Here is a 25419-nt window from a genome sequence, read left to right as displayed (position 1 = left end):
CATGGGAAAGCCGCAATGAGCACGGCTGTGGTCGCAGGGGCCGGTCGAGGCTGCGGAATCAGGCGGGAATCAGGCGCCGATTCGGCCGCCGTTCTTCTTCCACACCACCGCGACCGAGGGCCGCGGCTGGGCCGTGCCGCCGTCGGGCCAGTGCGAGAGGGGATTCTCCGGGGTCGCGTCGTCGGCTTCCCCGGGGTGCTGGACGCAGACCATGACCCGCGACTCGGTCACCACCGGGCCACAGGTCTCCGCACCACGCGGGACGGTGAGGAACTGTTTGGTCAGGCCGCGGTTCGGGCCCTCGAGCACCACCGCGAACAAGCCGTCATTCGACTTCAAGGCGTTGCCATCGGTGGAGATCCACAAATTGCCGTACGGGTCGAAAGCCAGGTTGTCCGGGCAGGAGATCGGGCTGACCTTGGATTTGTCATAACCGGCGAAGTAGGTGTCCGCCGCCGCGGGATCGCCGCAGACCAGCAGGAGCGACCAGGTGAACGTGGTGCCGGTGTGGTTGTCGTCGATCTCCAGGATCTGGCCGTTCTTGTTGAGCTTGCGCGGGTTCGCCTCGTCGGGGCCCTGTTTGCCGTCCGCGCCGCGGTTGTCGTTGTTGGTCAGCGCGACATACACCTTGCCGGTGTACGGGTTGGCCTCGAAATCCTCCGGGCGATCCATCTTGGTCGCGCCTACCTTGTCGGCGGCCAGCCGGGTGAAGACCGCGACCTCTTCGGCGCTCATGCCCTCGACCAGCGACTTGCCCTTGCCGTCGGCACCGGTCTCGAGCAGCGGAATCCACTGGCCGGTGCCGGTGAAACCCTGCTCCGACGGCTTGGCGCCGGTGCCGTCGATCTTGTCCGGGTGGTTTCCGGCCAGTTTCGCGACGTAGAGCGTGCCCGCGTCCAGAATGGTCAGATTGTTCCGCATGCTGGACGCGCCGGTGCCCGGCTGGATCTTTCGCGCGGACACGAATTTGTACATGTAGTCGAACTTTTCGTCGTCACCGGTGTAGGAGACGACGTCGCCGTTCTTCGTGACGTAGATCGTGGCGCCCTCGTGCTTGAGCCGTCCCATCGCGGTGTGCTTGATCGGCGTCGCGTTCGGATCCCACGGGTTGACCTCGACCACGTAGCCGAACCGGTTCGCCTCGTTCGGTTCCTGAGCGAGATCGAAACGCTTGTTCGTGCGCTCCCACTGGTTGGCGGTCTTGCCCGCGGCGAAACCGTAGCGCTTGAGCCTGGCGGTGGCGGCGGGGTCGGTCACCTTGTCCGCGTTGGCGAAATAGCCGTTGAAGTTCTCCTCGCCGGAAAGCACTGTGCCCCAGGGGGTCAGGCCGCCGGAACAGTTCGCGAACGTGCCGAGCACGGTGGTGCCGCTCGGGTCGGCCGAGGTCTTCACGAAATCGCTGCCCGCGGCGGGGCCGGTCAGCTTGAACTCGGTGGTCGCGGTGATCCTGCGGTTGTACTTGCCGAAGGCGGGCACCAGCTTGCCCGAACCGGATTCGCCCTTGACCTCGACCACGGTCAACCCGTGCGCCGCCATGGTGACCGCGATCTGCTCGTCGGTCGGAGCGTCCTTGTGGTACCCGCGAAACATGTGCGGGCCGGTGGTGTACTCGTGGTTGACCACGAGCAGGTAGCCGTTCGCCTGTCCCTCGATGGGCAGCAGGGCGGCGAAATCGTTGTTGTAGCCGAACTGCTTCGCCTGCGCGGCGGCGGATTGCTTGTCGAAGTCGAAGGCGGGCGCGTCCGCGAACAGCGGGTCACCCCAGCGGATCACGACCGACTGCTCGTAGCCCTCCGGGATCACCAGGGCGTCTTCCTTGTTCGGCGTGACGGCGGTGAAGTCGGTGCCGGTTCCGGGCGGGCCCGCGGGCTTGGTGGCTCCCGTGGCGGCCGGTTCGTCGTCGCCGCAGGCGGCGAGCACACTGCCCGCGCCGACCGCGAGCACCGCGGCCGCGCCACCCTTGATCAGACCGCGCCGGTTCAGCGAGCTGACGATGTCACCGAAATACGCACCGGCGGAGGTGTTCGGCGTCTCGTGGAAGCAGGCGTTCGCGCATTTGTATTCACACGTTACGGCGGCGCGCGACGACTGGCCGTCGTGCTTCACGAAAAGGGCGAGTGGCTGAAGACTCACGGGTCACTCCTGGGTTGGGCCGACGGGCGAACGGTAGATCATCCGGACAATCCAGAAAAAACGACCAAGTGAACAGACGACCAATTAGGTAACCCTCAGATTGCCTTGCCGGCACGCAACAAGAATGCCGCGCGATCCGGCTTTCCGAATCGACGCGGCATTCCCGGTGGCGGGCGAGCGGCTGGCTTTCGCGCGGTCCGGCGCGGCCGTTCGTCCGACTGCGCCCCCACTACGCATTCACCGCGAGGGCGATCACGACCTCGCTTTCGTTCTCGGGCAGATAGTGCGCTCGTACGATGCGCCCCACCTGGACCTGCCCCACGGTGCTCGGCGCGAGAAACTTCGTGACCCGGGTGGCGAAGGTCGATCCGTCCGGCCGAGTGACCACCAGACCGAGTTCGACCTCGGAGTAACCGTCACGAATCATGCCGGTGACCGACAGCGACTGCACCACCGCCTGGGTGGCGATACCGCGCTCGGCGATATCGAGCTTGTGCGCGGTGGTGATGCCCTTGCGGATCAGCGACTCGTTGATCGCGTGCTGTGCGGCGGACGCGTCGCCGGACAGGTCGACCTCGACCTTGTCGGTCCGGCCGGGCAGATAGCGCACCGGAAGCACCACGCCGGGGCGCAGTAAGGCGAGTTCGGTGAGCGGCACGATCAGCTTCGCCGCGGCGTGGAAGGACTTGCCGTCCACGCCCTCCACGCTGAACTCGACGCGGACCTGCGGCTGGTCGTTGACGGTCAGCCCGGTCTGCCGCACCGACTCGACCGTGCCGAGCCCGGTGAGCCCGGCGCGGAACTCGGAGCTGTTGTGTCCGGTGAACGCGGCGGCGATGCCTTCTCCCGTGAAGGCGAAGACGATCGGCACCAGCGTGAGCGCGATGATCGGCAGTGCCATCTCGAAACCGACCCAGCCCATTCCGGCGGACTCGTATTCGCTTGTGGGGACATAGGTTACCGCGTGATAGACGTAGTAGCCGATCGCCGCGGCGGCGAGAGCCAGGGCGACGAGGCGGATCTTCCGCATGACTTTCCTTCGGGGTGAGATATTTCGGGGGGTTCGCCGCAACCCGTCATCCCGAAAGCGGTGACCGGGATGACGGGTGCGGATCCAGGGGCAGGCGTCGATCAGGCGCCGACAATGGACGAGCAGGCGAAGGTGATATCGAACTTCGACGTCTTCGGCCCGGCCAGCGGGTTGGTCAGGTCGGGGGTGCCGACACCCTCGCCGGTGACCTTGTAGGTGTTGCCGTCCTTCACCACCGTCGCAGAGCCGCCCGGCATCCCGTTACCGAAGCCGACCGCGTAGGGCAGTCCGTTGTCGCCGCCCTTGCTGCCCGCGATCGCCACCGCCTGCACGGTGTCGGCGCTGGTGATGGTCGCGCTCACCGAGAGGTTGCCGTAGGCGGAGTTGTCGGTGTCGGTCAGTGCGAGCGCCAGCGTGCCGCCCTGCTTGGCGCAGGTGGTGGTGAACTTCGCGGTGAAAGCTTTGCCGTCGACCGACGCGGTCGACTTGCCCGCCGGAGCGGCCGGTCCCGGCTGTGCCGAGGAGGGCGTGGCCGTGGAACTGCCCGCGTTGTCGCTGCATCCGGTGACGAACAGCGAGACGGCGGCGGACGCGGCGAGAGCGGCGGAGGCGAAGCGGACCGAGCTGGAGTTCATGGCGTGTCCTTGTGGTTGGTGGGGCGGCGCCCCAACTTCGTTTCGTCCGGCCCGCGGTGTGGAGCCGATGAGAGAAAACTAGAAACGGTCCGCGCCCTACCGATCCCAGGTTTTGCTGGTTTTGGCAGCAAACATCAAGGTCCGGCGGTCACCCGCCGCACGAAACCGAGCGGCCGCACCCCGCCCGCGGCGAACATGCTCCGGGCCCGGCCCAGCTCGTGTCCGGGCACGCGCCACATCCGCGACGCAGCCGCCAGCGCGGTCACCCGCGCACAAGACCATGAGGGTGTACCTACCTCGGATCCCGCAGTGACAACGCAACAACCACATCGGACCAACTCGGCTTTTCGAGCGAAGCGAGCCCGAGCATGCCCCGTTCGCGGCCCGGCTCGCGTCCGAGCGGCCGCCGCGTCCGCGACGAAGTCGCCGGGGGTGATCGCTCGGACGCGAGCCACACAGGGGCCGCGAACCCGCCGCGCCGAAGGCGCGGTAAAGCAAACACAGCGTGCAAAATGAACCAATGCGACGACCGCGCGCCATGGTGCTCGACGAGGTGTGGCGCAGGCTCGACGGCGTCGAGCCGCTCAGTGGCCCACAGGGCGGACCGTTGCGCCGCACGGTGAAACTGCTGCTCGACCCGCTGGTGATCCGCCCGGTGCAGCATCCGTTGTGTGCCGGCCCGATCCTGACCGCCGACGGAGTGGTGCTGCTCGAAGCGCGCATCCAGGCCGCGGCCGACGTGTTGCGTGCGACGGCGGCCTGGTTCACGGTGCTCAAGCAGGTGCGGCGGACGCTGCGGATCACCGAGGGGCATCCGCAGGATCTGTACTTCCAACGGTGTTTCGAGCTGGCGACCACCGCGGGCATGCCGGACCCGGCGCGCGGGCCTGCCATCGCCGAGGCCACGCTGCGCGAGATCCACGAGTACACCGCGGGACGCACCACTGCGGCGCTGAAGGAGTACCTGAACGACCACGCCACGGGACAGGAGCTGACCGGGCTGCTCGACCTCGCCTGGCGGCGCCGCCCCCTGACCCACCGGGCTGCCGGTGACCACGTCGTCGAGGTGGACGCCCTGCTGGCGGCGTGCGCTGCCGCACGGCTCGGCCGGGACGCACCCGAAGCGCAGCCCGCGCTGGATCGACTCGTCGGCGCGCATGCCGGAACGCACACCGGAATCCAGCTGTGGCGCGATGATTCCGGGTCTTCGGCGCGAGACCTCGGACTTACCGAGCATCCGCTGCCACTGCAGCCGGCCATCGGAGCCTCCGCCTCGAAGGCGGCCTTGGGACTGCCCTTCGATCGCACGGTCTACGAGCGCGTGTTCACCGTCCTGCAGGCGTCGAGCGACCGTGCCGAGCTGGCGCCGATTCCGGAGCTGGTCGCCGCTGAGATCGCCCGGAGCTGCGCACCGTGGGCACTGTTGGACGAGTCGTTGCGCGTCACGGCGCTGGCGGGAGCGGCGCTGGCGCTCGGTTTGGCGCCGATCGGCCCGCGACCGGAGCGAGCCGCGGGTCGATCGCGTCTGCGTCTGGCCGAAACCGGCTCGGGTGTCGCGCGAGCCACCGCGCATCAGGTAATCAATAGCCGCTGGCAGCGGGAGGCGTACGTGCTCCAGGCTCGTCGACTCGTGGTGAACGCCGGTTCCGCCGAACCGCCCGCCGGACCACTGGCCGCCATCGCCGTCGAGCTCACCACGCCCTGGCGGCCGTACCTGCGACGACTGTGGGTTCGCCTGCACGGCAGGGATGTCCGGGAGTACCCGATCCACCACCCCGACGAGTTGTGGGATCTGCTCGACGGCGTGGCGCGTTCGGTCATTCTCGACCATCGCACGCGGGTCAAACGGGCGCTCAGTGTGCGGGCGCGCGCGGACGAGCCGGGCACGGCGGAACCGAAGGCGAGCTGATGAGCACGACCATACGGATCCGGTATGGCGACGGCCTGTGGATCATCGCGCCGGACGGCGCGCCGACCGTCGTGGACCACGCGGCGGGAATCGACGTGCTGGTGCTCGAAGTGGCGGGCGGGCATCTGACCTGGAGCCTGCTCGCCGGGCATACGACACCGGCGGCGGTAATCGATGATTCTTCGCTCGCCCAAGAATGGATCTGGGCGATCTACGGCGAAGAGGTATCCCTCGCGCTCGACGAATGGGACGGGAGCGTAAGGGAATACCTCGCCGAGCCCGCTTTGCCGGACCTTGCCGCACGCGTATGGCGGCTGGGCTATGCCCGCTGGGCCGCGCGCTGGTGGCCGGCCTCCACCCTGGATGGCATCGCCCCGCTGGACGAGCACCTGCTGGAGGACGAGATCGCCGCGTTGAACGAGGAATGCGAGCTGGTCGTCGACGGAGCAGACACAGACGGAGCAGACACACCGGAGCAGCGCCGCAGCCGCGCCGAAACACTCGGCCGCGCAGAGAATTACGCGCTGGCCGCCGGACCGGTCGCGACGATCGAACCCGGCGCCCTCGTCTTGGCCAGGGGCAGCGCGGGCTGGGATTGGCGTCGTTGCCCGCCGGGCCTACTCGACGCCTCCGAGCGCGCCGTGTCCTGGGCAGTGGTGCGCGCCGCGGGCACGACGATTGTGCGGGTCAGCGTGGTCGCCGCACCACTATCGACCATGGATGTCCCCGCGCACCTGCATCCACGTGCCCGGATTCAGGCCGCTGGCGGCGCTGTGGACCTGCTTTTGCTGCGCGACGGCGAACTCTGGCAGGCCGCGACGCCCGCGCTCACAGGATCGGAGTCGGGTGTGACCGTGGAAATCTATGTGCCGGGCGTCGGCATGGACGAGCCGGAACCGGACACCGTCGGCCGTCGAGCCCGGATCCGCACGCTGGTCATGGCGCGGCTGCGCCGCACGGCCGATGCGCCGGACGATCCCGTCGAGTCACCGTTGCTCGCCGAAATCGCCGCCGCGGCTTCGGATTCGGACTTCTGACATGACCGACGAAGTTCCCGGCGACGGCCGCGAATTGCTCGCCGCAGGCGCCGCCGCCTACGGCCGCGGCGAGACGGCGCAGGCCAAGCAGCTCTTCGAGGACGCCGCGAACCGGACCACCGGCGACATCCGGCTCGGCGCGATCATCAATGCGGCAAGCATGGCCGACGAACTCGGCGACCACACCGCCGCACTCGGGCTCTATCGCGCGGCACTGGCCGAAATGCCCGACCACGCACCGCGTTTGCGCCCGAACGCACTGGTCAACATGTCGCAGGCGCTGCAGCACCTGGGCGAACTCGACGAGGCGCAGGCGGCGCTGGAACAAGCGCGGGCGTTGCTCGCCGACAACACCGACACCGACCTCGGCGTGCTGCGCGTGGCCTGCCTGCTGTCTTTGACCGCGGTGGCGCTGCACCGCCAGAACTGGGCGTACGCCGCCGAGCTGGCTACCGAATCGCTCGATGCGGCAACGCGTTTCGCGCCGCATCTGGCCGGCCATCCGTTGCTGAATCTCGCCGCGACCTATTTCGAGACCGGACGACACGATCTGGCCATCGATTTCGCAAACCAGGCGCTGTCGGCGTTCGAGTCGGTGGGCGACCGCAACGCGGTCGCCGAGACCGAACAGAACCTCGCGACCATGCTGGTCCGGATCGAGCGATACGACCAGGCGCAGGCTCCGCTGTGGTCGAGCCAGGAGTATTTCGAACGCGCCGGTCTCGGCTATCGAGCGGGAATCGGGCTCAAGACGATGGGATTCCTGGCCGAGGGCCGCGGCGACTTCGCGAGCGCGCTGGACTGCTACAACCGGAGCCTGGCGTACTTCATCGAGTCCGGCGCCGTGCTGGACACCGCCGACCTGCGCATGCGCCTGTCGACGATCGCGTTCAAGACGGGGCGCCTCGCCGAGTGTGAGGACCTGCTCGCCACGGCGTTCGCGACCTACGCCGAGCGCGGCCTCGGACTGCACTGCGCCCAGCTCGATTTCTGGCACGCGACGCTGCTCGACGAGGCGATCGCCGCGACCGAGACGCCCACCGGGGAAATGCTCGCGCACGCGGTCGGCCTCGCTGTTCCGGCCGCCCTGGCGATCGATGCGGTGCGCTACACCTTGCCCAACGGCACCCAGCGTGAGCAGTGGAACCGGCAGATCGCCGATCCGGCCATGCGGTTGGCTTTCCGGTTCGCCTATCTATCCGGCAACGGGCCACTGCTCGCCGACCTCATTGAAACACAATGTGCGGGAACTACTTTGGCTATCGAACGCGCCGAGCGCCACCGGCCTACCCAACTCCCGCTCGACTTGCTCGAAGCGCCCCGGGAGTTCGACGACCACCCCGGCAGAGCCGCGCTGCAACTCGGCGCCGCCCTCGCCGAAGTCGCGGCCGGCGCCGGTCTGCCGGTCGCGCCACCGCCACGCCTGATGTCGGCCGCGGAAGGCCGGATCGCACTCGGGCCGTTCATCGCCGCCGCCGAACAACGCTATGGCCGGGTAGTCCGCGACGACCGGGTACTGACGATATGACACCGACAGTCGATATGACACCAACGGTGATCGCCCGAATGGCCGATGCGGGAGACGTGTACGTGTCCTGGCGGTGGGTCGACGACAGCGCGCCGCGCGGCGCGAGCATGCTGCCGGAAGAATCCGCCATGCGGGCGGTGCGGCTGCTCGCGAGCGCGCTGCCACAGCCAGGCGAGCCGGGCGGCCTGGAAAGCGCGCTGACCACCGGAGCATTCGCCGATTACGAGCGGGAATACACTGTCGCACAGGAACTTTCCCGAGCACTGTTGCCCCACGGCTTGGCCGCTCAACTGTACGAACTATGGCAGCAGGGTGTGCGCCCGCATATCCGGCTGCAACCGTCGCCGCGCCTCGCGCAGGTGCCGTGGGAGTTGATCGCGCCGGACCGCGATATCCGGCTGATCGACATCGCCGACGTCAGCCTGCTCGCCCCCGCGAGCGTCGTACAGGCGCCGGGTCGCGTCGCGCGCGACTGGACGCGAACGCAGGCGAGTCCGGTCGTCGCGGTGCTGGACCCACGGGTCCCCGGGTTCCGCGCCGATTCGACACTCGGCTCGGTGCTCGGCCGGATGACCGCCGACGCTCCACTCACCGAGCGCGTCGCGGACTATGCCCGGCGCGGCAGGCTTCGGCCCGCGGTCGAGGACCCGGTCGAGATTTTCCGCCGAACCGATGTGGATCGCACCTGGCTCGGTGCTACGTTGCGCGAGGGAGCCGGCCGCATGATCTACGTCGGTCACGTCACCGCGGCCGCGCCGGAATCCGGCCGCAGCGAGGACGCCGAACTGCATCTGTGCTGCACAGCCGAAACGATCGGTTTCGCCGAGCCCACCCGCACCCACCGGCCACTGTCGGCCAAGGATCTGCTGCTGGGCACGCATACGATCGATGCCGATCCGCGCACCGGGCCCCAACTGTGGCCGGTGCCGAGCCGGGTCGCGCTGATCGCCTGTGAGAGCGGCGGCGACCTGCGATTCAGCGAAGCGCTCGGCCTGACCTCCGCGATGATCAGCGGCGGCGCCGAGCTGGTCACCGCAAGCCGGTGGGCCCTGCCGACCGACCTCGCCTTCCAGCGCATCGCGGGCGCGCCGCCCGAAGCCCGCCCGCTCCAACAGGCCATCTGCGCCATCGACGGCGCGCACGAACAGCCCGACCCGGTGTCCGTGCTCGCCGATTGGCAGCGCACCCAGTTGGCCGCCTGGCGCGACACCGGCGCGATCGTGCACTCGCCGGTGCTCTGGGCGGCGTTCGCGACCGTGTGCGCCGCGTAGGGCGCGCCGGACCAACGGCATGCGGGCAAACCGCGGATCATGCCTCAATAGACCGCTCTACCTGCACCGCGGCTGCACAATCCGGGCGAAAACGGGTACTCGCTACGCGTGCGCACCCGAGGATGTGGGCGGCACCGTAAGGAGCTGGAACCAGCACACCGGAGTCACGGGAAGCCGCTATCCGGTAAATACGGCCCGGTGAATCCGGCACGTGGCACCGAACAGCTCGATAAGCTCGGACACCTTCGAGCACAGCGTGTTTCTGATCAGGAGTAGCTACACCATTCGGATGACCGTCTCGACCGGCCACTGAGGAGCCCGCTCATGCGTTACTACGCCGTCTACGACACCGACGGGAACATCGCGACCATTCTCGGACAACCCGACCACGCCCCACCCCTGAGTCCCACTGGCCACCAGCTCACCGAACTGGCAGTTCCCGACGGAGTCATCGAACCTGTGGACCCGGAAAACCTGGTGGCCCTGCTCGAAATCGCCGCGAACCGGCGCGGCGCACCGGTGCACCCGCACTGAACCGAGCACCGGACGCCGATCCGATCGGCATCGGAGTTTCGGCCGGCCACAGTTCTCCGGGCAGCGAGGTGGCGTCAGGCCGGAGTCAGCGCGACCACCGGAATCAGGCGAGCGGTCTGCATTTCGTGCTCCGCGAAGAACGGGTAGGTGTTCTTGAGCACGGCCCAGGTCACCGCGCGGTCGTCACCGGTGAGCGTGGCGGCCAGCGCCGGGTAGGTCTGCTCGCTCACCTCGACCGTCACATGCGGATTTTCGCGCAGGTTCAGGTACCAGTCCGGGTGCTTCGGCGCGCCGGCGTTGGAGCCGACGACCAGGAGGCGATCGCCGTCGCGGTGGTACATCATCGGGGTGGTGTGTGGAGCGCCGCGGCGGCGGCCGATCGTGGTCAGCAGGACCAAGCGGTCGCGTTGCAGACCCTCGATCTCGCCGCCCGCACGGAACTGAGCGATCGTTCGGCGATTGATTTCCTTGACGTCCATGGTTCACCTCCCTCGGATGTGGTGGACCATGCTCAGCTTTCCCTCTGCACACCGGCCACGTCCGCAAAATGCGCGGATTAGCATCTCGACCTGCGCAAGACCGCCACGCCACGCTATTGGCCTGCGCACCCGCGGCGGAACAATCGGAGGGCACCGGCCCGAGGACCCCGGGCCGGTGCGGAGTCAGTGCTCGTCGAAGTGGCCGTCGTGGGCGGCGTGGCGGTGGCCGTCGTGCAGGTAGTCGACGTGGTCACCGTGCTGCACGGCGTCATGGCCGCAGTTGGGTCCGTGCTGATGCGGATGATCGGTGCACTCGATGTGCTTCGACTGCTCGCACTCGTCGTAGTGACCCTCGTGTTCCCGGTGCAGGTGACCGTCATGGGCGTAGTCGATGTGATCGCCGTGCCGGACAGCCGTGTGGCCGCAGTCCGGGCCGTGTACGTGATCGTGGCCGGTGTGCTGGGCGTGTGCTGCGGTCATCGAAATCCCCTCTTTCCTACGTCGGATAGCTGGAATCGTGATACCCGATACATTAGCAGCTACGCATTAATTGAGATTGCTGTCTGTATGCCTGTGGGCGGGGGCCGACTCAGAGCACCTGAGCGAGAAATCTCTGCAACCGCGGCGTCTGCGGATTGTCGAACAGGGCGTCCGGGGAGCCGGTCTCCACCACCTGCCCCTGGTCCATGAACACCACACTGTCGGACACCGTGCGCGCGAAGCCCATTTCGTGCGTCACCACGACCATCGACATGCCACCGGAGGCGAGCTCGGTCATCAGCGTCAGCACCCCCTTGACCAGCTCGGGGTCCAGCGCCGAGGTGGCCTCGTCGAAGAACATGATCTCCGGCCGCATGGCCAGCGCCCGCGCGATCGCGACCCGCTGCTGTTGGCCGCCGGACAGGTTGGCGGGCCTGGTGTCGGCCTGCTGCGCCAGTCCGACGATTTCCAGCTGCTCGACGGCCAGCGCCCGAGCCTGGTCCTTGGACAATCCGCGCAGCTTGCGCGGCCCGAGCGCGACATTCTCCGCCACAGTCTTGTGCGGAAAGAGATTGAAGTGCTGGAAGACCAGGCCGATGCGCTGGCGCAGCCGGTCCGGATTCTCGGCGAGCACGGACTTGCCGTCCAGCAGCACATCGCCCTGATCCGGCTCGTACAGCCGATTCAGCACCCGCAGCAGCGTCGATTTGCCCGAGCCGGACGGCCCGATGACGGTGACGGTCTTACCCGCGTCGACCTGGATGTCGATGCCGCGCAGCACCGGGTTGCGCCCCAGCGTCAGGTGCAGTCCGGTACCGGTGAGGGAGGCACTCATCTATCCGCGCCCTTCCGTGATCGTGGCGGTCTCGATCGGGTCGATCGGCCGGTCGGGGCCGGTGCGCATCCGCCGGTCGAGGTAGTTCACCAGGTGGGTGAGCGGGATGGTCAGCAGTAGATAGACCAGCCCCGCGGCGACCAGCGGCGACAGGTTGCCGGTCTGCGCGTTGAGGTCGCGCCCGACCGCGAACAGTTCACGCTGGGTGGCGAGCAGACCGAGGAAATAGATCAGCGAGGAATCCTTGATCAGGGCGATGAACTGGTTCATCAAGGCCGGTAGCACCCGGCGCACGCCCTGCGGGATCACCACCAGCGTCATCGCCTGCCGGTAACCGAAACCGATGGCACGCGCCGCTTCCAGTTGCCCCGCCTCGACCGATTGGATACCGGAGCGGAAGATCTCGCCGATGTAGGCCGAGGCGAGCAACGCGAGTGCGACAGCGCCGAGCCAGTACGGGTTGTTGCCGGTGAGGCTGCGCACCACCGGGCCGACGCCGAGACCGATCAGCAGGATGATGACCACGGCGGGCAGTCCGCGGAAGATATCGGTGTACACCCGGGCGGGCCAACGCAGCCAGCGCGTCCGGGAAATTCCGGCGACCGCGAGCAGCATGCCCAACAGGGTGCCGAGCACACCGGAGACCACCGCGAGGATCAGGGTATTCGGCAGGCCGGTCTTGATCAGGTCGGGGAAAGCCTTGCGGTACAACGACCAATCGAAGAACGTGTCCCGCAACTGTTGCACCGTGGATTTCGGTGCGTTCTGCTCGGTCTGGCCCGGCTGTTTGCTCGCGGCGAGAGCGGCGAAGTCCGGCAGCTGCGGCGCCGGTGCGGCCTTGGAGCCCGGCTTCCAGCCACGCGGCAATTCCCTCGGCACCCAGTCGCTGTAGAGCCGGGCATACGTGCCGTCCGCGATCACCGCGTCCAAACCGCTGTTGAGCGCGTCGATCAGGGGCTGGTTGTGCTTGGCGACCGCGTAGCCGACGAAGTTGTCCAGGCTGAAGGTGTTCTGGGACACCGAGATTCCGTCACCGGGCTGGACCGTCCCCACCGCCTGGGCGGACGGCGCGACCCACGCGTCCACCTGGCCGGACTTCAGGTTGGCGTAGGCGGTGTTGTAGTCGGGGAACTTCACCGGGTCCAGATGCAGTTGGTTGACCACGAACTCGTCCTGCACCGTACCCTGCACCACGGCGATCCGCGTGCCGCGATTGAGATCGGAAAACCCCTTGATGGCACCGCCATTCGGTACGACCAGGGAGAAGTAGCCGAAGTCGTAGCCGTTGGTGAATCCGACCAGCTGGCGGCGCGCGTCGGTGGTGGTGATGTTCGACGAGCCGACATCGAACCGTCCGCCGGCCACCTGGGCGAGCAGCCCGGCGAACTCGGTGCCGGAGAACTCCACTTGGAGGCCGAGCTCGGCGCCGATCGCCTTCAGCAGCTCGTTGTCGAAGCCGGTGAACGTGCCCTGCCCGTTGACGCAGATGCTCGGCGGCGCGTCCGAGAGCGTGCCGACGCTGAGCTTGCCGGGCGTGATCAACCCGAGCTTCGAGACGTCGATCGATGCCGGCGGCGGGGTAGTCGCGGTGGTGTAGCGGTCGGCGCCCGCGGTGGCCGAGGAGGCCAGGTTGGTCGGCGCGGCGGACGCGGCGGCTCGGCCGGGCGGTGCGCAGAGGTTGCGTTCGGTGGACGCGTCGTCGGAGCCGGAACCGCACGCAGTTGCGCTCAGACCGACGGCGATCAATATCACGGCGATCAGCGCACGAGACCGCACAGCGGGCAGAACAGCCATGACGGACAACCCTAGCCGCGGGAAACCGCTACTCCACAGCTACCTCGAGCCGGGTACCGGGATATCCCTTGGCCGCGCGGCGGCAGCGACTTCCGATCACGCTGATCCGAACGGCACGCCGCCGGCTACCGGTTCGCCGGCAATCCGGCTCAGGCGATTCCGCTGACGGGTTCCGGGTTGACCTCGTCGCGCCACCGAACGGCTGCGGTGACCTCGCTGAGGTCGTAGTCCGGTCCGCCGACTCCGACGGTGAAGGTGGTCACGCCCGCCGCCACGAAGCTCGGCGCCTGCGCCGCGCCCGGCCACTGCACCGAGCGTTCGATACGCGCCTGATCGGCGCCGACGGCGGCGCAATGCTCGGCGAGCACCTGGTTCTTGTGCGCGAGCGCATCCAGGTCGGCGAAGGTGTGCCAGATGTCGGCGTACTCGGCGACCAGCCGCAACGTCTTCTTCTCGCCGCCACCGCCGATCAGGATCGGGATGTCGCGGGTCGGCTGCGGATTGAGCTCGGCCAGCCGGGCGGTGATCCGGGCCAGGTTCTCCTTCAGCAGCGCGAGCCTGCTGCCCGGCGTGCCGAAGTCGTAACCGTACTCGTCGTAATCCTTCTCGAACCAGCCCGCGCCGATGCCGAGAATGAGCCGGCCACCGCTGATGTGGTCGACCGTGCGCGCCATGTCGGCGAGCAGGTCCGGATTACGGTAGCCACCCCCGGTGACCAGCGCGCCGATCTCGACCCGCTCGGTCTGCTCGGCGAACGCGCCCAGCATCGTCCAGCACTCGAAGTGCGCGCCGTCCGGGTCGCCGCTGAGCGGGTAGAAATGGTCCCAGTTGAACACGATGTCGACGCCCGCGTCCTCGGACCGCAGCACCGCGTCGCGGATGAGCCCGTAGTCCGGCGCATGCTGCGGCTGCAGCTGAACTCCGATACGAACTGGACGACTCATGCGTACTCCTCGACGCTCGGGCGAATTCCCGGTCCGAGGCTACCGGCGCGGCCGGATCCGCGCATATGCGTGCTCAACGGCGGCGAACCCGGTCGGCAGCGCGGTAGGAGCCACGACAACCCAGTAGGATCGTCCCGCCCTTACTCGGATCGTCCGGCACGTTCCTGCCGGGATGGGATGTGCATTCGTCATGGCCACTGTGACCTTCGACCACGCGACGCGGCTCTACCCCGGAGCCGCCCAACCCGCGGTGGATCGGCTGAATCTGGAAATCGCGGACGGTGAGTTCCTCGTGCTGGTCGGTCCGTCCGGCTGCGGGAAATCGACGTCGCTGCGCATGCTCGCGGGACTGGAGGAGGTCAACGACGGCCGCATCATGATCGGCGCGAGCGACGTGACACACGCCGAGCCCAAAGAACGTGATATCGCCATGGTGTTCCAGAACTACGCGCTCTACCCGCACATGACCGTCGCGGAGAACATGGGTTTCGCGCTGAAGCTGGCCAAGGTCGCCAAGGCGGAGAAGGACAGGCGGGTGCTGGAAGCGGCGAAGCTGCTCGATCTGGAGCCCTACCTGAACCGCAAGCCGAAGGCGCTGTCCGGCGGGCAGCGTCAGCGGGTCGCGATGGGCCGCGCGATCGTCCGCCAGCCACAGGTGTTCCTGATGGACGAGCCGCTGTCCAACCTGGATGCGAAGCTGCGGGTGCAGACCCGCACCCAGATCGCGCAGTTGCAGCGCAGGCTCGCCACCACCACGGTGTACGTCACGCACGACCAGGTCGAGGCGATGACCATGGGCGATCGGGTCGCGGTGATGAAGGACGGGCTGCTGCAGCAGTGCGCCACGCCGCGGGACCTGTATCGCGATCCGGCCAACGTGTTCGTCGCGGGCTTCATGGGCTCGCCCGCGATGAACCTGTTCACGCTGCCGGTCACCGATGGCCGGATCGTGCTGGGCGGCCACGCGGTCACGCTGCCGCGCTCGGTCGCCGACGCGGCGGGGGCCACCGTGACGGTCGGCATCCGGCCCGAGCATTTCGAGCTGGGCGGCGGCTCCGGCATCGAGATGGAGGTCGATGTGGTGGAGGAACTCGGCTCCGACGCCTACATCTACGGCCGTACCGCCGCGGACGGGACCAGTGGCGCCCGGGAAACGATTGTGGCACGGGCGGATTGGCGCAATCCGCCGGCCAGGGGCACCACCCTCCGGCTGACCACCGACCCCGAGCACATCTACTTCTTCGCCACCGACGGCCGTCGGCTCGACTGAGCAGGACGCCGAAAGGCCCGCTCGCCCAACCGGTCCGGCGAGCGGGCGGTCGATGACATCCACTGCCGGGTACGTCTGTCCGACCGCGTCCGTCCACCGCAGTACGCCCTCCGATCCGCGGGCCTCAGCCGCGTCTGGACGGCGCCACCTCAGCCTCCCCGCCAGACCGGCGTTTCCGCAGCTCCCGGAGATATTCCTGGTTGAGCCGCACACCCAGCTCGTCGAGTTCGATCTCCCGGCCGCCATCCTCGAACGGTTGTGAACGAGCGCGCGGTGCCCGCCTCGGGCGCGTGCCGCGCTCATTTCGAGCCGAGCACGACCAGGAGCAGAAGCCGACCAGCGGCTTACCGCGCAACCACCGCATGGCGGAATAAGCTGATCGCCAATGAGCGATTTCGCAGCGCAGACCCTCGTCTACGCCATTCCGATGCGCACCCGATTCCGCGGCATCACGGTGCGGGAGGGGATGCTGATCCACGGCCCGCTCGGATGGGGCGAATTCTGTCCGTTCCCGGAATACGACGACCAGGAGGCCGCCGGGTGGCTGGCCACCGCCGTCGAGCAGGTCACGGTGGGCTGGCCCGAGCCGGTGCGCAACCGGATCCCGATCAACTGCACCGTGCCGGCCGTCGATCCGGACGAGGCGCACGCGATCGTCGCGCGGTCCGGTTGCCGCACGGTCAAGGTGAAGGTCGCCGACCATCCCGCATCGCTCGCCGAGGATCTGGCCCGGGTGGCGGCGGTGCGCGACGCGCTCGGCCGCAACGGCGCGATCCGGGTCGACGCCAACGCGGTCTGGGATGTGGACACCGCGGTGCGTCACATCACTCGGATCGATAAGGCCGCCGGTGGTCTGGAGTACGTCGAACAGCCGTGCCGGACCATCGAGGAACTCGCCGCGGTGCGCCGCCGCGTCGACGTCCGCATCGCCGCCGACGAATCCATCCGCCGCGCCGAGGACCCGTTGCGGGTGGCGGTCGCCGGCGCCGCCGATATCGCCGTGCTCAAGTGCACGCCGCTCGGGGGCGTCCGCCGCGCCCTCCAGGTGGCCGAGGCCGCGGGCCTGCCCTGCGTGGTGTCCTCCGCGCTGGAGACCAGCGTCGGGCTCGCCGCCCAGCTGGCTCTGGCCGGTGCGCTGCCGGAGCTCGACTTCGCCTGCGGCCTAGGCACTTTGAGCCTGCTCACCGGCGACGTGACACCGGGCTCGCTACGCCCGGTCGATGGCTATCTCCCGGTCCTGCGCACTGCGCCCCAGCCGGACCCCGACCTGCTGGAACGCCACCGCCACCGCGATCCCGACCGCACCGCATGGTGGCAGGAGCGGCTGGCCCGCGTCTCGGCCCTGCTCCCGTCGGCATCGCCGCAGCGATAGCGCAGCCGGAAAATCAGGCCACGAGTCGCACGCCGCAGCCGAGCATGGTGGTGCGCAGCAGCAGCGCCGCTTCCGGGCCGACGACACCGTCGACAAGTTCCACATATCGGTCGCAGAATTCCGGTCCGTGCGCCGCGACGGACGCGGGCGCCGATTCCAGATGATGCGCGAGTTCGTGCAGGATCACCAGTTCGCGCAGCGCCCACGCGGTGCCGCCGGTATGTAATGGAACCGCGAGGACGGCCTCGGCAGCCTCGTAGTGCGCGGCGGTCATACCCGAGCGGGCACGGACGCGCACCGGCGCGCCGGACCGCTCCCACCGCGCCCGAACCCAGTTGAGGGCCAGCACCTGGTCCGCGTAGCTCTGCACGGACGCCACCGAGGCGAAGCGGCGCTCGATAGGCAAGGTGAGCTGCGAGCCGTACAGCTCGACGGTGCGCACGCCATGCTCCTCGGCTCGATCGAACGCCCCGCGCACCAACTGTTCGGCGTCGTATACCTTGGCGCGCTGACTGTCGCGCACGGCCATCAACGCTGCTCCACGATCGCTTGCGTGGTCGAACCGCAGTGTTCTGCGGGCGAGTCGGCCGATTGAACGCGAACGGGTCCTCGGGCCGGACGCCCCGCATCCCTCATGCCGACCCGAGCCCCTCGGGAGAGGTCAATTGTCCACGGGCAGAGGGCAATTCGGGCGAGGTGCCGATCCGTGCGGCTCGGCCCGCGCGATCCCCGGCCGCCCGCGCCGCCGTCGAATGCCCCGTCGACTCCTGCGGCCCGCGCCAGGTGCCGCGCGCCTGCGATGTCCGCGCGTAGAAATCGGTGAGCTCGAGCTCTTTGTCGCGCAGCGCCACGGCGGTGCCGGCTGCGCCGGCGCCCTCGGGCAACACTTCCGCTTCGACTTCCGCCTTCACTTGCGCCAGCCGTCGTCCGATCCGCGCGGCGAAGGCCAGCTGGAAGTTCAGCCGTGCCGTCACGCCCGCGACCGGCACCTGCACCCGCCGCCGAACCTGGCGTCCCCAGCGCGTCTCCACGACAACCTTCGCCACGGTGGCCGACCGGTAGGCCCCCGACTTGATGTACTGATCGGACGCCCGCACCATCTGCACCAGCAGGCTGGCGTACAGCGCCTCGCACGTGTCGATGTCGGAGTCGAAACCATAGGCGTACACCTGCGTCGAGGTCCTGGCGACATCGCAGCGCACGTCGTTGGCCGCGGCGATCGCGACGAACAGCTGGACGTAGGTGCGCAATCCACGCTTGCCCGGCGCACCGATCGGAATGATCCGCTGCACCGGAGTCGGCCTGCGCTCACGTCCCGCGATGTGTGCGCGCGCCACCGCGAGATCGATGGAGGACTTCGTGGCCAGCCGCTGAGCCGCGGCGAGGAACGCTTCGGCCTCGTGCTCGTTGTCGGTGGACTCGGCCTTGCGCAGCAGTCCGCCGATGCGTGTGAGCATCCGATCGGGAACCGCGTTCGGCGAAATCATCACCGTCAGCGTAGCGATGACTTCCCGCCACTGTCCGGCGTGCCGCAGCGACACCATGTATCTTGCCTTGTGCACCGGCAGGGTGTGCTGCCGCTCACGTACGATCCTGGAGTGTTTGCGATGGATGCGAAGAAGGTGTCGACCCTACGTTCGTCGCTCGGGCCGCGGGCCGCGATGGCGGCCGCCGCGGTCGCGCTGCTGACCGCGACGTTCACCAGTGCCTGCTCCAGCGATAACAGCGGCAGCCCGATCAGCCAGAACCTCACCGGACGCGGCCCGATCACCTACGTCGAGGGCAAGGACACCACCGAGACCGGCGCGGTCAAACAGTTGATCGAGCGCTGGAACGCCGTCCACCCCGACGAGCAGGTGACGTTCAAAGAGCAGTCGAACGACGCCTCGCAGCAATACGACGATTTGGTCGAGCACATGCGCTCCAAGCAGTCCAACTACGACGTGGTCGCCCTGGACGTGCCGTGGACGGCCGAGTTCGCCGCCAAAGGGTGGATCCAGCCGCTGAAGGACTCCTTCGCCATCGACACCACCGCGCTGCTGTCTCCGCCGGTCACCAGCGCCACGTACAACAACACCCTGTACGCCGCGCCCCGCAACACCAATGGCGGCCTGCTGTTCTACCGCAAAGATCTGGTGCCCAACCCGCCCAAGACCTGGAACGAGATGCTCGGCCAGTGCCACATCGCGCGGGAGCAGAACATCGGCTGCTACGCGGGCCAGTTCGCGCCCTACGAGGGCCTGACCGTGAACGCGGCCGAGGTCATCAACGCCTACGGCGGCAGCTTCGTCGGCGCCGACGGCAAGACTCCCACGGTGAACAGCCCGCAGTCGCGCGCCGGACTGAAAGTCCTGGTCGACGCGTACAACAACGGCGACATCCCGAAGGAAGCCATCACGTTCAAGGAGCCGGAGTCCAGCAACGCCTTCGCCCAGGGCAAGCTGCTGTTCCTGCGGTCCTGGCCGTCCACCTTCGGTGATGTCGGCGGCGAGGCCTCCACGGTGAAAGACAAGTTCGCGGTCGCCCCGCTGCCGGGCGAGAACGGCGTCGGCGCCTCCACCCTCGGCGGCTACAACGCGGCGATCAGCGCGTTCTCCAAGAACAAGGCCACCGCGCTGGACTTCCTGCGCTTCCTGATCAGCGAGGAGGCACAGCACATCGTCGCCGCCGGCGCGCTGCCTTCGGTCCGCGCGTCGATGTACGACGATCCGGCGCTGATCGCGAAGATGCCGTATCTGCCCGCGCTCAAGGACTCCATCGCCAGCGCGGTGCCGCGCCCGGTGACTCCGTTCTATTCGGCGGTGTCCAAGGCCATCCAGGACAACGCCTATGCTGCGTTGAACGGAACCAAGTCCGTCGATGACGCGATCACCGGTATGCAGAAGGGCATCGAGACCGCCGGATCGTAAGCGATGAGCGCAACGGACCCGACGAGCCCGCAGGAGAGAGAGACGGTGTCGGATCCTTCGGGAACGGCGACTATCGCGCCGAAAGACGACAATTTTGTTCCGGCCGGACGCGGCATCGCCGCGACGATAGCGTTGGAGCTGCGGCGCTCCGGTAAAGCCTGGCTGTTCGTCACGCCGGTGCTGCTCGCGCTCGCGGTCGTCATCGGGTATCCGGTGGTCCGGGCGCTGTGGATGTCGTTCCAGAAGGACTCCGGGCTCGACCCGGCCACCGGCATGTTCGTCGAGGGCGGCAGTGCCGGGTTCTCGAACTACACCCACTGGCTGCTACAGCAGTGCCAGGTCCCGACCGGCGAGCTGGTGTCCTGCCCGACCGGCAACCTGGGCTCGCAATTCTGGCTGGCCATCGGGATCACGCTGTTCTTCACGGTCGTGACGGTCGGGCTCGAGCTGACCCTCGGCCTCGGCATGGCCATGGTGATGGGCAAGACCTTCCGCGGCAGGGCGCTGCTACGCGCCGCCGTGCTGATTCCATGGGCCATCCCGACCGCCGTCACGGCACGGCTGTGGGAGTTCATGTTCCAGTACGACGGCGTGGTGAACCGGGTCCTCGGCACGCACATCCTGTGGACCTCCGACACGTGGCCGGCACGGTTCGCGGTGATCGCGGCCGACGTCTGGAAGACCACGCCCTTCATGGCGCTGTTACTGCTCGCCGGCCTGCAGGTGATCCCGGCCGACGTGTACGAGGCGGCGCGGGTCGACGGCGCCTCGGCCTGGCAGCGGTTCACCCAGATCACGCTTCCGCTGCTGAAACCGGCCCTGCTGGTGGCGGTGCTGTTCCGCGCCATGGACGCGCTGCGCATGTACGATCTGCCCGCGATCATGACGCTGGGCAACCCGTCCACCCGCACGGTGTCGATCCTGGTGGTCGAGCAGGTTCGCCAAGGTCCCAACAGCGCGGCCGCGTTGTCCACGATCACCTTCCTTTTGATCTTCGCGGTGGCGTTCGTGCTGGTGAAGGTCCTGGGCGCGAACGCGGTTCGCACTCAGGAAGAGCAGCGGAGGGCCGGATGAGACGCCGTCGCGAAGCGCTCGCCCGGTCCGGCCGGGTGCGGGTGTCCCGCAATACCCCGGAGGCACACTGATGTCCGTGCAGACGACGAAAAAGCCCGCCGCGCAGCCGGCTGAGACCGCCGCGCGGCCGGTTGCGCGGACCAAACGGCTCAGGTCGGTGCGGCTGTACCTCGGTGCGGTGATCGTGCTGGTCTGGGGGCTCGCGCCGTTCTACTGGATGGCGGTCACCGCGTTCCGCGACCCCGACTACACCTTCGACAACACGCCCTGGCCGACCCACGTCACGTTGGAGAACTTCCGCAACGCGTTCGACACCAGTCGCGGCAACGACTTCGGCAAGGCGCTGGTGAACAGCGTCGTCATCGGCGCGGTGACCACGGCCGTCGCCTTGGTGATCGGCGTGTTCGCCGCGTACGCGCTGGCCCGGCTCACCTTCCGGGGCAAGTACGTGGTCTCCGGACTGATCCTGAGCGCCTCGATGTTCCCCGTGGTCGTCCTGGTGACCCCGCTGTTCCAGCTGTTCACCAACCTCGGCTGGATCGGCGAGTACCAGGCGATGATCATCCCGAACATCTCGTTCGTGCTGCCGATGACCGTCTACATCCTCGCCTCGTTCTTCGCCGAACTGCCCTGGGAACTCGAGGAAGCGGCACGGATCGACGGCGCGACCAAGATGCAGGCCTTCCGTCTGGTCATGCTACCGCTCGCCGCTCCCGCCGTGTTCACCACCGCGATCCTGGCGTTCATCGCGGCCGTCAACGAATACCTGCTGGCCCGTTTGCTTTCCAGCGACAAGACCGAACCCGTCACCGTCGCGATCGCCCGCTTCTCCGGCAACAACCCCCTGGTACAGCCGTACGCGGCGATCATGGCAGCAGGCACCATCGTCACCATCCCGCTGGTCGTCATGGTCCTGATCTTCCAGCGCCGAATCATCTCCGGCCTCACCGCGGGCGGCGTGAAGAGCTGAGTCTTTTGCCGCGCGGGCGCGGCGGGTTCGCGGCTCCCTTGGGGCTCCCGTCGCTCGAAAACGGTAGTTGAGCAATGTAGTCCCGTAACAGGGTCAGCGCGGCGTACGGATGTTCCGGTAGCCGCTGACCCGCTGATCAGGCACACGGTAGGCTCAGCTGTTCAATACTCTTTTCCGATCGGGTTCGTGCAGGTGGGTTCGTCCGACACTCCGGGAGGAGATGATCGTGAGCTCGTTCCGCAAGCGGCCGGGGCGCACACGCGGCGCCAAGAGGAATTCCCGGCCCGCACTGCATTCCTCGACCGCGGGCCGGAGCGGGCGGACGCAAGCGCTGAAGTGGAACCCGCAGACGCGACGTAAGCAGCACACGGCGCACGGAAAGCAGCAGCATCCCACGCCAGCTCCGCAGCGGCGGCCGCGCAGCAGGGCCGAGCGTGTCCGGCGCCTGCTGCTCGCCCTGTTCATCCTGTTCGGTGTGGTGCCCGCGCTGCTCTCGGTCCTGGCGTACTGGAGCGCCGAGATACCGGACCCGACGGCGATGCAGGGTAACCAGATCGCCACCGTCCTCGCCGCCGACGGCAGCACCGTGATCGCGAAGGTCGTTCCGCCGGAGGGCAATCGGACGCCGATCTCGCTGGCGCAGGTGCCGCAGCCGGTCCGCGACGCTGTGCTTTCCGCCGAGGATCGCGATTTCTACACCAATCCCGGCTACTCGACCTCGGGCTTCCTGCGCGCCGTCCGGGACAACCTGCTCGGGCGGGACAACGCGGGCGGCGGATCCACGATCACCCAGCAGTATGTGAAGAACGCGCTGCTCGGTTCCGAGCGCACGGTCACTCGCAAGCTACGTGAGCTGATCATCGCGGCGAAGATGGCCCAGCAGTGGAGCAAGGACGATATCCTCGCCGCCTATCTCAACACCATTTATTACGGCCGCGGGTCCTACGGAATCGCCTCGGCCGCCAAGGCGTACTTCGACAAACAGGTGAACCAGCTGACCCTCGCCGAGGGTGCGGTGCTGGCGGCGTTGATCAGGACGCCGTCGATCTTGGATCCGGAGACCCACCTCCCGGATCTGAAGGCGCGCTGGCGCTATGTGCTCGACGGCATGGTGGAGATGGGCGTGCTGGCGCCGGGTGATCGCGACGCGACCATGTTTCCGCCGATCATCCCAGCCGCCGAGATCCCGGACGACAACGTGACCCGCGGCCCGGAGGGTCTGATCCGCAACCAGGTGGTGCGTGAGTTGCGCGCCGCCGGCATCAGCGAACGCGAGCTGAACACCGGCGCATTGCAGATCACCACCACCATCGACGCCAGAGCCCAACGCGCCGTAGTGGGCGCGGTGCGTGATCGGCTCGCTGCTCAGCCGCCGGAGCTTCGCGCCGCGGTGGTGTCGATCGACCCACGCTCCGGCGCGGTTCGCGCCTACTTCGGCGGCCACGACGGCATCGGCTTCGACTTCGCTCAGGCGCCCTTGCAGACCGGATCGGCATTCAAGGTCTTCGCCGTGATCGCCGCGCAGCAGCAGAGCATTCCGCTGTCGCGTGTGCTGGACAGCGCCCCGTTGACCGACAACAACACCCGGATCACCAATGTGGACGGCGAGTCGTGCGGCAAATGCACCATGGCCGAAGCGCTGAAGCGCTCGCTGAACACCAGCTTCTACCGATTGACCATGTCGATGTCCGACGGCCCTCAGTCCATCGCCGACGCCGCGCACGCGGCGGGCATCCCCGAGGACCTGCCCGGCGTCGCGGGCAAGACCCTGACCGAAAACGGCGAAAAACCGCTGAACGGTATCGTTCTGGGCCAATATCTGGTCCGGCCCATCGATATGGCCTCGGCGTACGCCACGATCGGTGCGTCGGGCGTCTATCACCAGCCGTACTTCGTGCAACGGGTGGTGACCGGTGACGGGCGGGTGCTGCTCGACCGCGGCGGCGCCCCGGACCAGCGGGTCGGCGAGCAGCTGCCGGCGGGCCGACAGCGCATCGCGCCGACGATCGCGCAGAACACCGTTCGGGCGATGACGCCGATCGCGGCCTACTCCAACGGGCATGGGCTGCAGGGCAACCGTCCGTCGGCCGCGAAGACCGGCACCACCCAGCTCGGCGAGAGCACTGCGAACAAGGACGCCGCGAACAAGGACGCATGGATGATCGGCTTCACGCCGTCGCTGTCCACCGCGGTATGGATCGGCACCGAGCAGTCGCAGCCGATCCGTACCGCAGGTGGTGCCGACATCTATGGCTCCGGCCTGCCGTCCGACATCTGGAAACAGGCCATGGACGACGCGCTCGACGGCACCCCGATCGAACAGTTCCCCGGTACCCCCGCACCGCCGAACCAGGGCAAGCCCTCCGGCGGAACCTACGACATCCTGAATCCACCACAGCAGTCGCCGCAACGCGAACCCGCGGCGGTCATCCCGCCGACTACCCAGCCGCCTCGGGAAGTCGAGATTTTCCCGGGACTGAGCATTCCGGTGCCGGGATAGCGATGATGCTGTGACCTTCCGCGCCCCGGCGGAGCGCACGACATGGCAGCATCGTTTGCCAGAGTGAGAGCGCGCAGCGAGTGCGTCGGATGGGCCGACGCCGAAACCGTGCAAACGATGCGGAAGGATATGCGCTCGAGCGACGACAGCGACGCGAGCGACGGGCGCCCGGAGGCGGTAGCCTGCGTCATCATGGAGGGCACCGGGAGCGACGCCAATTGAAGACAGACGAGACATAGGGGCTACGCCGGTGGATTTCAATGTCGTTGACCAACCCGAGACGCTGGTGGCGGGAACGGTGCTTCGCAGCCCCGCGCTAGCGGTCGAGGGACCGCGCCGCGCGAAAGTCGAACAGGCCTGGAAGCGCAACCTGGCTCGCAAGCTGCCCGGGCCGCCGACCACGGCATACGTCGACCATGCGCCGGAGATCAATTCGTACCTGACCCATGTGGTCGGCTACCGCTGCCGCAGCCTGGCCGATCTGCTGCCCGGTGACGTGCTCGCCCGGGTGCCCGCCGGGCGGTTCGCCCGGTTCATCGCCAGCGGCGACAACCTCGGCGACACCGTCGTGAGCATTTGGCGCGCGGTATGGGACGCGGAGGCCGCAGGCCGCCTGGTGCGCGCCTATACCGGCGACTGGGAGCACTATCCCGACACGCGGACGGCGGAGGTCTTCGTGGCATTGGCGGACGATCAGGTCGACGAGTAGGAACAG

22 protein-coding genes are annotated in these 25419 nt (G+C 68.0%); 12 read left to right on the top strand and 10 right to left on the bottom strand.

The window, feature by feature from the left end; all coding sequences use genetic code 11:
• Nucleotides 1–69 precede the first annotated feature (69 nt).
• The 3 genes from ACT86A_RS08785 to ACT86A_RS08775 form a co-directional block, all read right to left on the bottom strand.
• The gene (locus ACT86A_RS08785; RefSeq protein WP_445091507.1) at nucleotides 70–2133 is read right to left on the bottom strand and encodes a PhoX family protein; all 2064 of its coding nucleotides are present in this window, start codon (nucleotides 2131–2133) and stop codon (nucleotides 70–72) included.
• Nucleotides 2134–2362: 229 nt separating this feature from the next.
• Nucleotides 2363–3163: a hypothetical protein gene (locus ACT86A_RS08780; protein WP_445091506.1), complete on the bottom strand. Its 801-nt coding sequence runs from the start codon at nucleotides 3161–3163 to the stop codon at nucleotides 2363–2365.
• A gap of 101 nt (nucleotides 3164–3264) precedes the next feature.
• Complete coding sequence (locus tag ACT86A_RS08775) at nucleotides 3265–3798, bottom strand: lipoprotein LpqH (RefSeq protein WP_445091505.1); 534 nt, start codon at nucleotides 3796–3798, stop codon at nucleotides 3265–3267.
• A 538-nt stretch (nucleotides 3799–4336) separates the two neighbouring features.
• On the opposite strand from ACT86A_RS08775, the gene ACT86A_RS08770 reads away from it, so the two are divergent.
• The 5 genes from ACT86A_RS08770 to ACT86A_RS08750 all read left to right on the top strand — a co-directional run bounded on the left by ACT86A_RS08770 (nucleotide 4337) and on the right by ACT86A_RS08750 (nucleotide 10077).
• Entirely contained in the window at nucleotides 4337–5707 is a 1371-nt protein-coding gene (locus ACT86A_RS08770) for a hypothetical protein (protein ID WP_445091630.1), read from the top strand.
• Nucleotides 5707–6744 (top strand): hypothetical protein, encoded by a 1038-nt coding sequence (locus ACT86A_RS08765; RefSeq protein ID WP_445091504.1) that lies wholly within the window; start codon nucleotides 5707–5709, stop codon nucleotides 6742–6744. Before ACT86A_RS08770 ends, ACT86A_RS08765 begins: the two co-directional genes overlap by 1 nt.
• A gap of 1 nt (nucleotide 6745) precedes the next feature.
• The gene (locus ACT86A_RS08760; protein WP_445091503.1) at nucleotides 6746–8272 is read left to right on the top strand and encodes a tetratricopeptide repeat protein; all 1527 of its coding nucleotides are present in this window, start codon (nucleotides 6746–6748) and stop codon (nucleotides 8270–8272) included.
• Between the two features lie 38 nt (nucleotides 8273–8310).
• On the top strand, nucleotides 8311–9543 hold the full coding sequence (locus ACT86A_RS08755; protein ID WP_445091502.1) for a CHAT domain-containing protein: 1233 nt from the start codon (nucleotides 8311–8313) through the stop codon (nucleotides 9541–9543).
• 324 nt (nucleotides 9544–9867) lie between these two features.
• Nucleotides 9868–10077: a hypothetical protein gene (locus ACT86A_RS08750; protein ID WP_445091501.1), complete on the top strand. Its 210-nt coding sequence runs from the start codon at nucleotides 9868–9870 to the stop codon at nucleotides 10075–10077.
• A 74-nt stretch (nucleotides 10078–10151) separates the two neighbouring features.
• Here the strand turns inward: ACT86A_RS08750 and ACT86A_RS08745 are convergent, their stop codons facing one another.
• The 5 genes from ACT86A_RS08745 to ACT86A_RS08725 form a co-directional block, all read right to left on the bottom strand.
• A complete protein-coding gene (locus tag ACT86A_RS08745) occupies nucleotides 10152–10556 on the bottom strand; it encodes a nitroreductase/quinone reductase family protein (RefSeq protein WP_445091500.1) in 405 nt (134 codons plus the stop codon).
• A 183-nt stretch (nucleotides 10557–10739) separates the two neighbouring features.
• Nucleotides 10740–11036 (bottom strand): hypothetical protein, encoded by a 297-nt coding sequence (locus tag ACT86A_RS08740; protein ID WP_445091499.1) that lies wholly within the window; start codon nucleotides 11034–11036, stop codon nucleotides 10740–10742.
• A gap of 109 nt (nucleotides 11037–11145) precedes the next feature.
• On the bottom strand, nucleotides 11146–11871 hold the full coding sequence (locus tag ACT86A_RS08735) for an amino acid ABC transporter ATP-binding protein (RefSeq protein WP_445091498.1): 726 nt from the start codon (nucleotides 11869–11871) through the stop codon (nucleotides 11146–11148).
• Nucleotides 11872–13665 (bottom strand): ABC transporter substrate-binding protein/permease, encoded by a 1794-nt coding sequence (locus ACT86A_RS08730; protein WP_445091497.1) that lies wholly within the window; start codon nucleotides 13663–13665, stop codon nucleotides 11872–11874. It abuts the gene before it with no gap.
• 149 nt (nucleotides 13666–13814) lie between these two features.
• The gene (locus tag ACT86A_RS08725) at nucleotides 13815–14609 is read right to left on the bottom strand and encodes an LLM class F420-dependent oxidoreductase (RefSeq protein WP_445091496.1); all 795 of its coding nucleotides are present in this window, start codon (nucleotides 14607–14609) and stop codon (nucleotides 13815–13817) included.
• A gap of 190 nt (nucleotides 14610–14799) precedes the next feature.
• Here ACT86A_RS08725 and ACT86A_RS08720 point away from each other — a divergent pair, with 190 nt between their 5' ends.
• Nucleotides 14800–15879 carry an ABC transporter ATP-binding protein gene (locus ACT86A_RS08720; RefSeq protein ID WP_445091495.1) on the top strand — a complete coding sequence of 360 codons (1080 nt, stop codon included), beginning with the start codon at nucleotides 14800–14802 and terminating at the stop codon, nucleotides 15877–15879.
• Between the two features lie 385 nt (nucleotides 15880–16264).
• Nucleotides 16265–17251, top strand: coding sequence for an o-succinylbenzoate synthase (locus tag ACT86A_RS08715; RefSeq protein ID WP_445091494.1), 987 nt, complete (start codon nucleotides 16265–16267; stop codon nucleotides 17249–17251).
• 13 nt (nucleotides 17252–17264) lie between these two features.
• Here the strand turns inward: ACT86A_RS08715 and ACT86A_RS08710 are convergent, their stop codons facing one another.
• Together ACT86A_RS08710 and ACT86A_RS08705 are read right to left on the bottom strand one after the other, a co-directional pair.
• Nucleotides 17265–17780 (bottom strand): TIGR04338 family metallohydrolase, encoded by a 516-nt coding sequence (locus ACT86A_RS08710; protein ID WP_445091493.1) that lies wholly within the window; start codon nucleotides 17778–17780, stop codon nucleotides 17265–17267.
• A gap of 103 nt (nucleotides 17781–17883) precedes the next feature.
• Nucleotides 17884–18708: a DUF2786 domain-containing protein gene (locus ACT86A_RS08705; RefSeq protein WP_445091629.1), complete on the bottom strand. Its 825-nt coding sequence runs from the start codon at nucleotides 18706–18708 to the stop codon at nucleotides 17884–17886.
• A gap of 150 nt (nucleotides 18709–18858) precedes the next feature.
• On the opposite strand from ACT86A_RS08705, the gene ACT86A_RS08700 reads away from it, so the two are divergent.
• From ACT86A_RS08700 to ACT86A_RS08680, 5 genes are all read left to right on the top strand, one after another.
• Complete coding sequence (locus tag ACT86A_RS08700; RefSeq protein ID WP_445091628.1) at nucleotides 18859–20160, top strand: ABC transporter substrate-binding protein; 1302 nt, start codon at nucleotides 18859–18861, stop codon at nucleotides 20158–20160.
• A 114-nt stretch (nucleotides 20161–20274) separates the two neighbouring features.
• On the top strand, nucleotides 20275–21234 hold the full coding sequence (locus tag ACT86A_RS08695) for a carbohydrate ABC transporter permease (RefSeq protein ID WP_445091627.1): 960 nt from the start codon (nucleotides 20275–20277) through the stop codon (nucleotides 21232–21234).
• A 70-nt stretch (nucleotides 21235–21304) separates the two neighbouring features.
• Nucleotides 21305–22204: a carbohydrate ABC transporter permease gene (locus ACT86A_RS08690; protein ID WP_445091492.1), complete on the top strand. Its 900-nt coding sequence runs from the start codon at nucleotides 21305–21307 to the stop codon at nucleotides 22202–22204.
• A gap of 220 nt (nucleotides 22205–22424) precedes the next feature.
• Entirely contained in the window at nucleotides 22425–24704 is a 2280-nt protein-coding gene (locus ACT86A_RS08685) for a transglycosylase domain-containing protein (protein WP_445091491.1), read from the top strand.
• Nucleotides 24705–24954: 250 nt separating this feature from the next.
• Nucleotides 24955–25413 carry a GyrI-like domain-containing protein gene (locus tag ACT86A_RS08680; RefSeq protein WP_445091490.1) on the top strand — a complete coding sequence of 153 codons (459 nt, stop codon included), beginning with the start codon at nucleotides 24955–24957 and terminating at the stop codon, nucleotides 25411–25413.
• The last annotated feature ends 6 nt before the right edge of the window (nucleotides 25414–25419 follow it).

The organism is Nocardia glycosmidis, assembly GCF_052545115.1.
The sequence above is the reverse complement of the archived record's forward strand: the minus strand, read 5'-3'. Positions and strand labels throughout refer to the sequence as shown.

Excerpts from the sequence above, each read along its gene's own strand:
- ACT86A_RS08780 (WP_445091506.1), bottom strand. The coding sequence starts at position 3,163 with ATGCGGAAGATCCGCCTCGTCGCCCTGGCTCTCGCCGCCGCGGCGATC.
- ACT86A_RS08775 (WP_445091505.1), bottom strand. The coding sequence starts at position 3,798 with ATGAACTCCAGCTCGGTCCGCTTCGCCTCCGCCGCTCTCGCCGCGTCC.
- ACT86A_RS08770 (WP_445091630.1), top strand. The coding sequence starts at position 4,337 with ATGGTGCTCGACGAGGTGTGGCGCAGGCTCGACGGCGTCGAGCCGCTC.
- ACT86A_RS08765 (WP_445091504.1), top strand. The coding sequence starts at position 5,707 with ATGAGCACGACCATACGGATCCGGTATGGCGACGGCCTGTGGATCATC.
- ACT86A_RS08760 (WP_445091503.1), top strand. The coding sequence starts at position 6,746 with ATGACCGACGAAGTTCCCGGCGACGGCCGCGAATTGCTCGCCGCAGGC.
- ACT86A_RS08755 (WP_445091502.1), top strand. The coding sequence starts at position 8,311 with ATGGCCGATGCGGGAGACGTGTACGTGTCCTGGCGGTGGGTCGACGAC.
- ACT86A_RS08750 (WP_445091501.1), top strand. The coding sequence starts at position 9,868 with ATGCGTTACTACGCCGTCTACGACACCGACGGGAACATCGCGACCATT.
- ACT86A_RS08745 (WP_445091500.1), bottom strand. The coding sequence starts at position 10,556 with ATGGACGTCAAGGAAATCAATCGCCGAACGATCGCTCAGTTCCGTGCG.
- ACT86A_RS08740 (WP_445091499.1), bottom strand. The coding sequence starts at position 11,036 with ATGACCGCAGCACACGCCCAGCACACCGGCCACGATCACGTACACGGC.
- ACT86A_RS08735 (WP_445091498.1), bottom strand. The coding sequence starts at position 11,871 with ATGAGTGCCTCCCTCACCGGTACCGGACTGCACCTGACGCTGGGGCGC.
- ACT86A_RS08730 (WP_445091497.1), bottom strand. The coding sequence starts at position 13,665 with ATGGCTGTTCTGCCCGCTGTGCGGTCTCGTGCGCTGATCGCCGTGATA.
- ACT86A_RS08725 (WP_445091496.1), bottom strand. The coding sequence starts at position 14,609 with ATGAGTCGTCCAGTTCGTATCGGAGTTCAGCTGCAGCCGCAGCATGCG.
- ACT86A_RS08720 (WP_445091495.1), top strand. The coding sequence starts at position 14,800 with ATGGCCACTGTGACCTTCGACCACGCGACGCGGCTCTACCCCGGAGCC.
- ACT86A_RS08715 (WP_445091494.1), top strand. The coding sequence starts at position 16,265 with ATGAGCGATTTCGCAGCGCAGACCCTCGTCTACGCCATTCCGATGCGC.
- ACT86A_RS08710 (WP_445091493.1), bottom strand. The coding sequence starts at position 17,780 with ATGGCCGTGCGCGACAGTCAGCGCGCCAAGGTATACGACGCCGAACAG.
- ACT86A_RS08705 (WP_445091629.1), bottom strand. The coding sequence starts at position 18,708 with ATGCTCACACGCATCGGCGGACTGCTGCGCAAGGCCGAGTCCACCGAC.
- ACT86A_RS08700 (WP_445091628.1), top strand. The coding sequence starts at position 18,859 with ATGGATGCGAAGAAGGTGTCGACCCTACGTTCGTCGCTCGGGCCGCGG.
- ACT86A_RS08690 (WP_445091492.1), top strand. The coding sequence starts at position 21,305 with ATGTCCGTGCAGACGACGAAAAAGCCCGCCGCGCAGCCGGCTGAGACC.
- ACT86A_RS08685 (WP_445091491.1), top strand. The coding sequence starts at position 22,425 with ATGATCGTGAGCTCGTTCCGCAAGCGGCCGGGGCGCACACGCGGCGCC.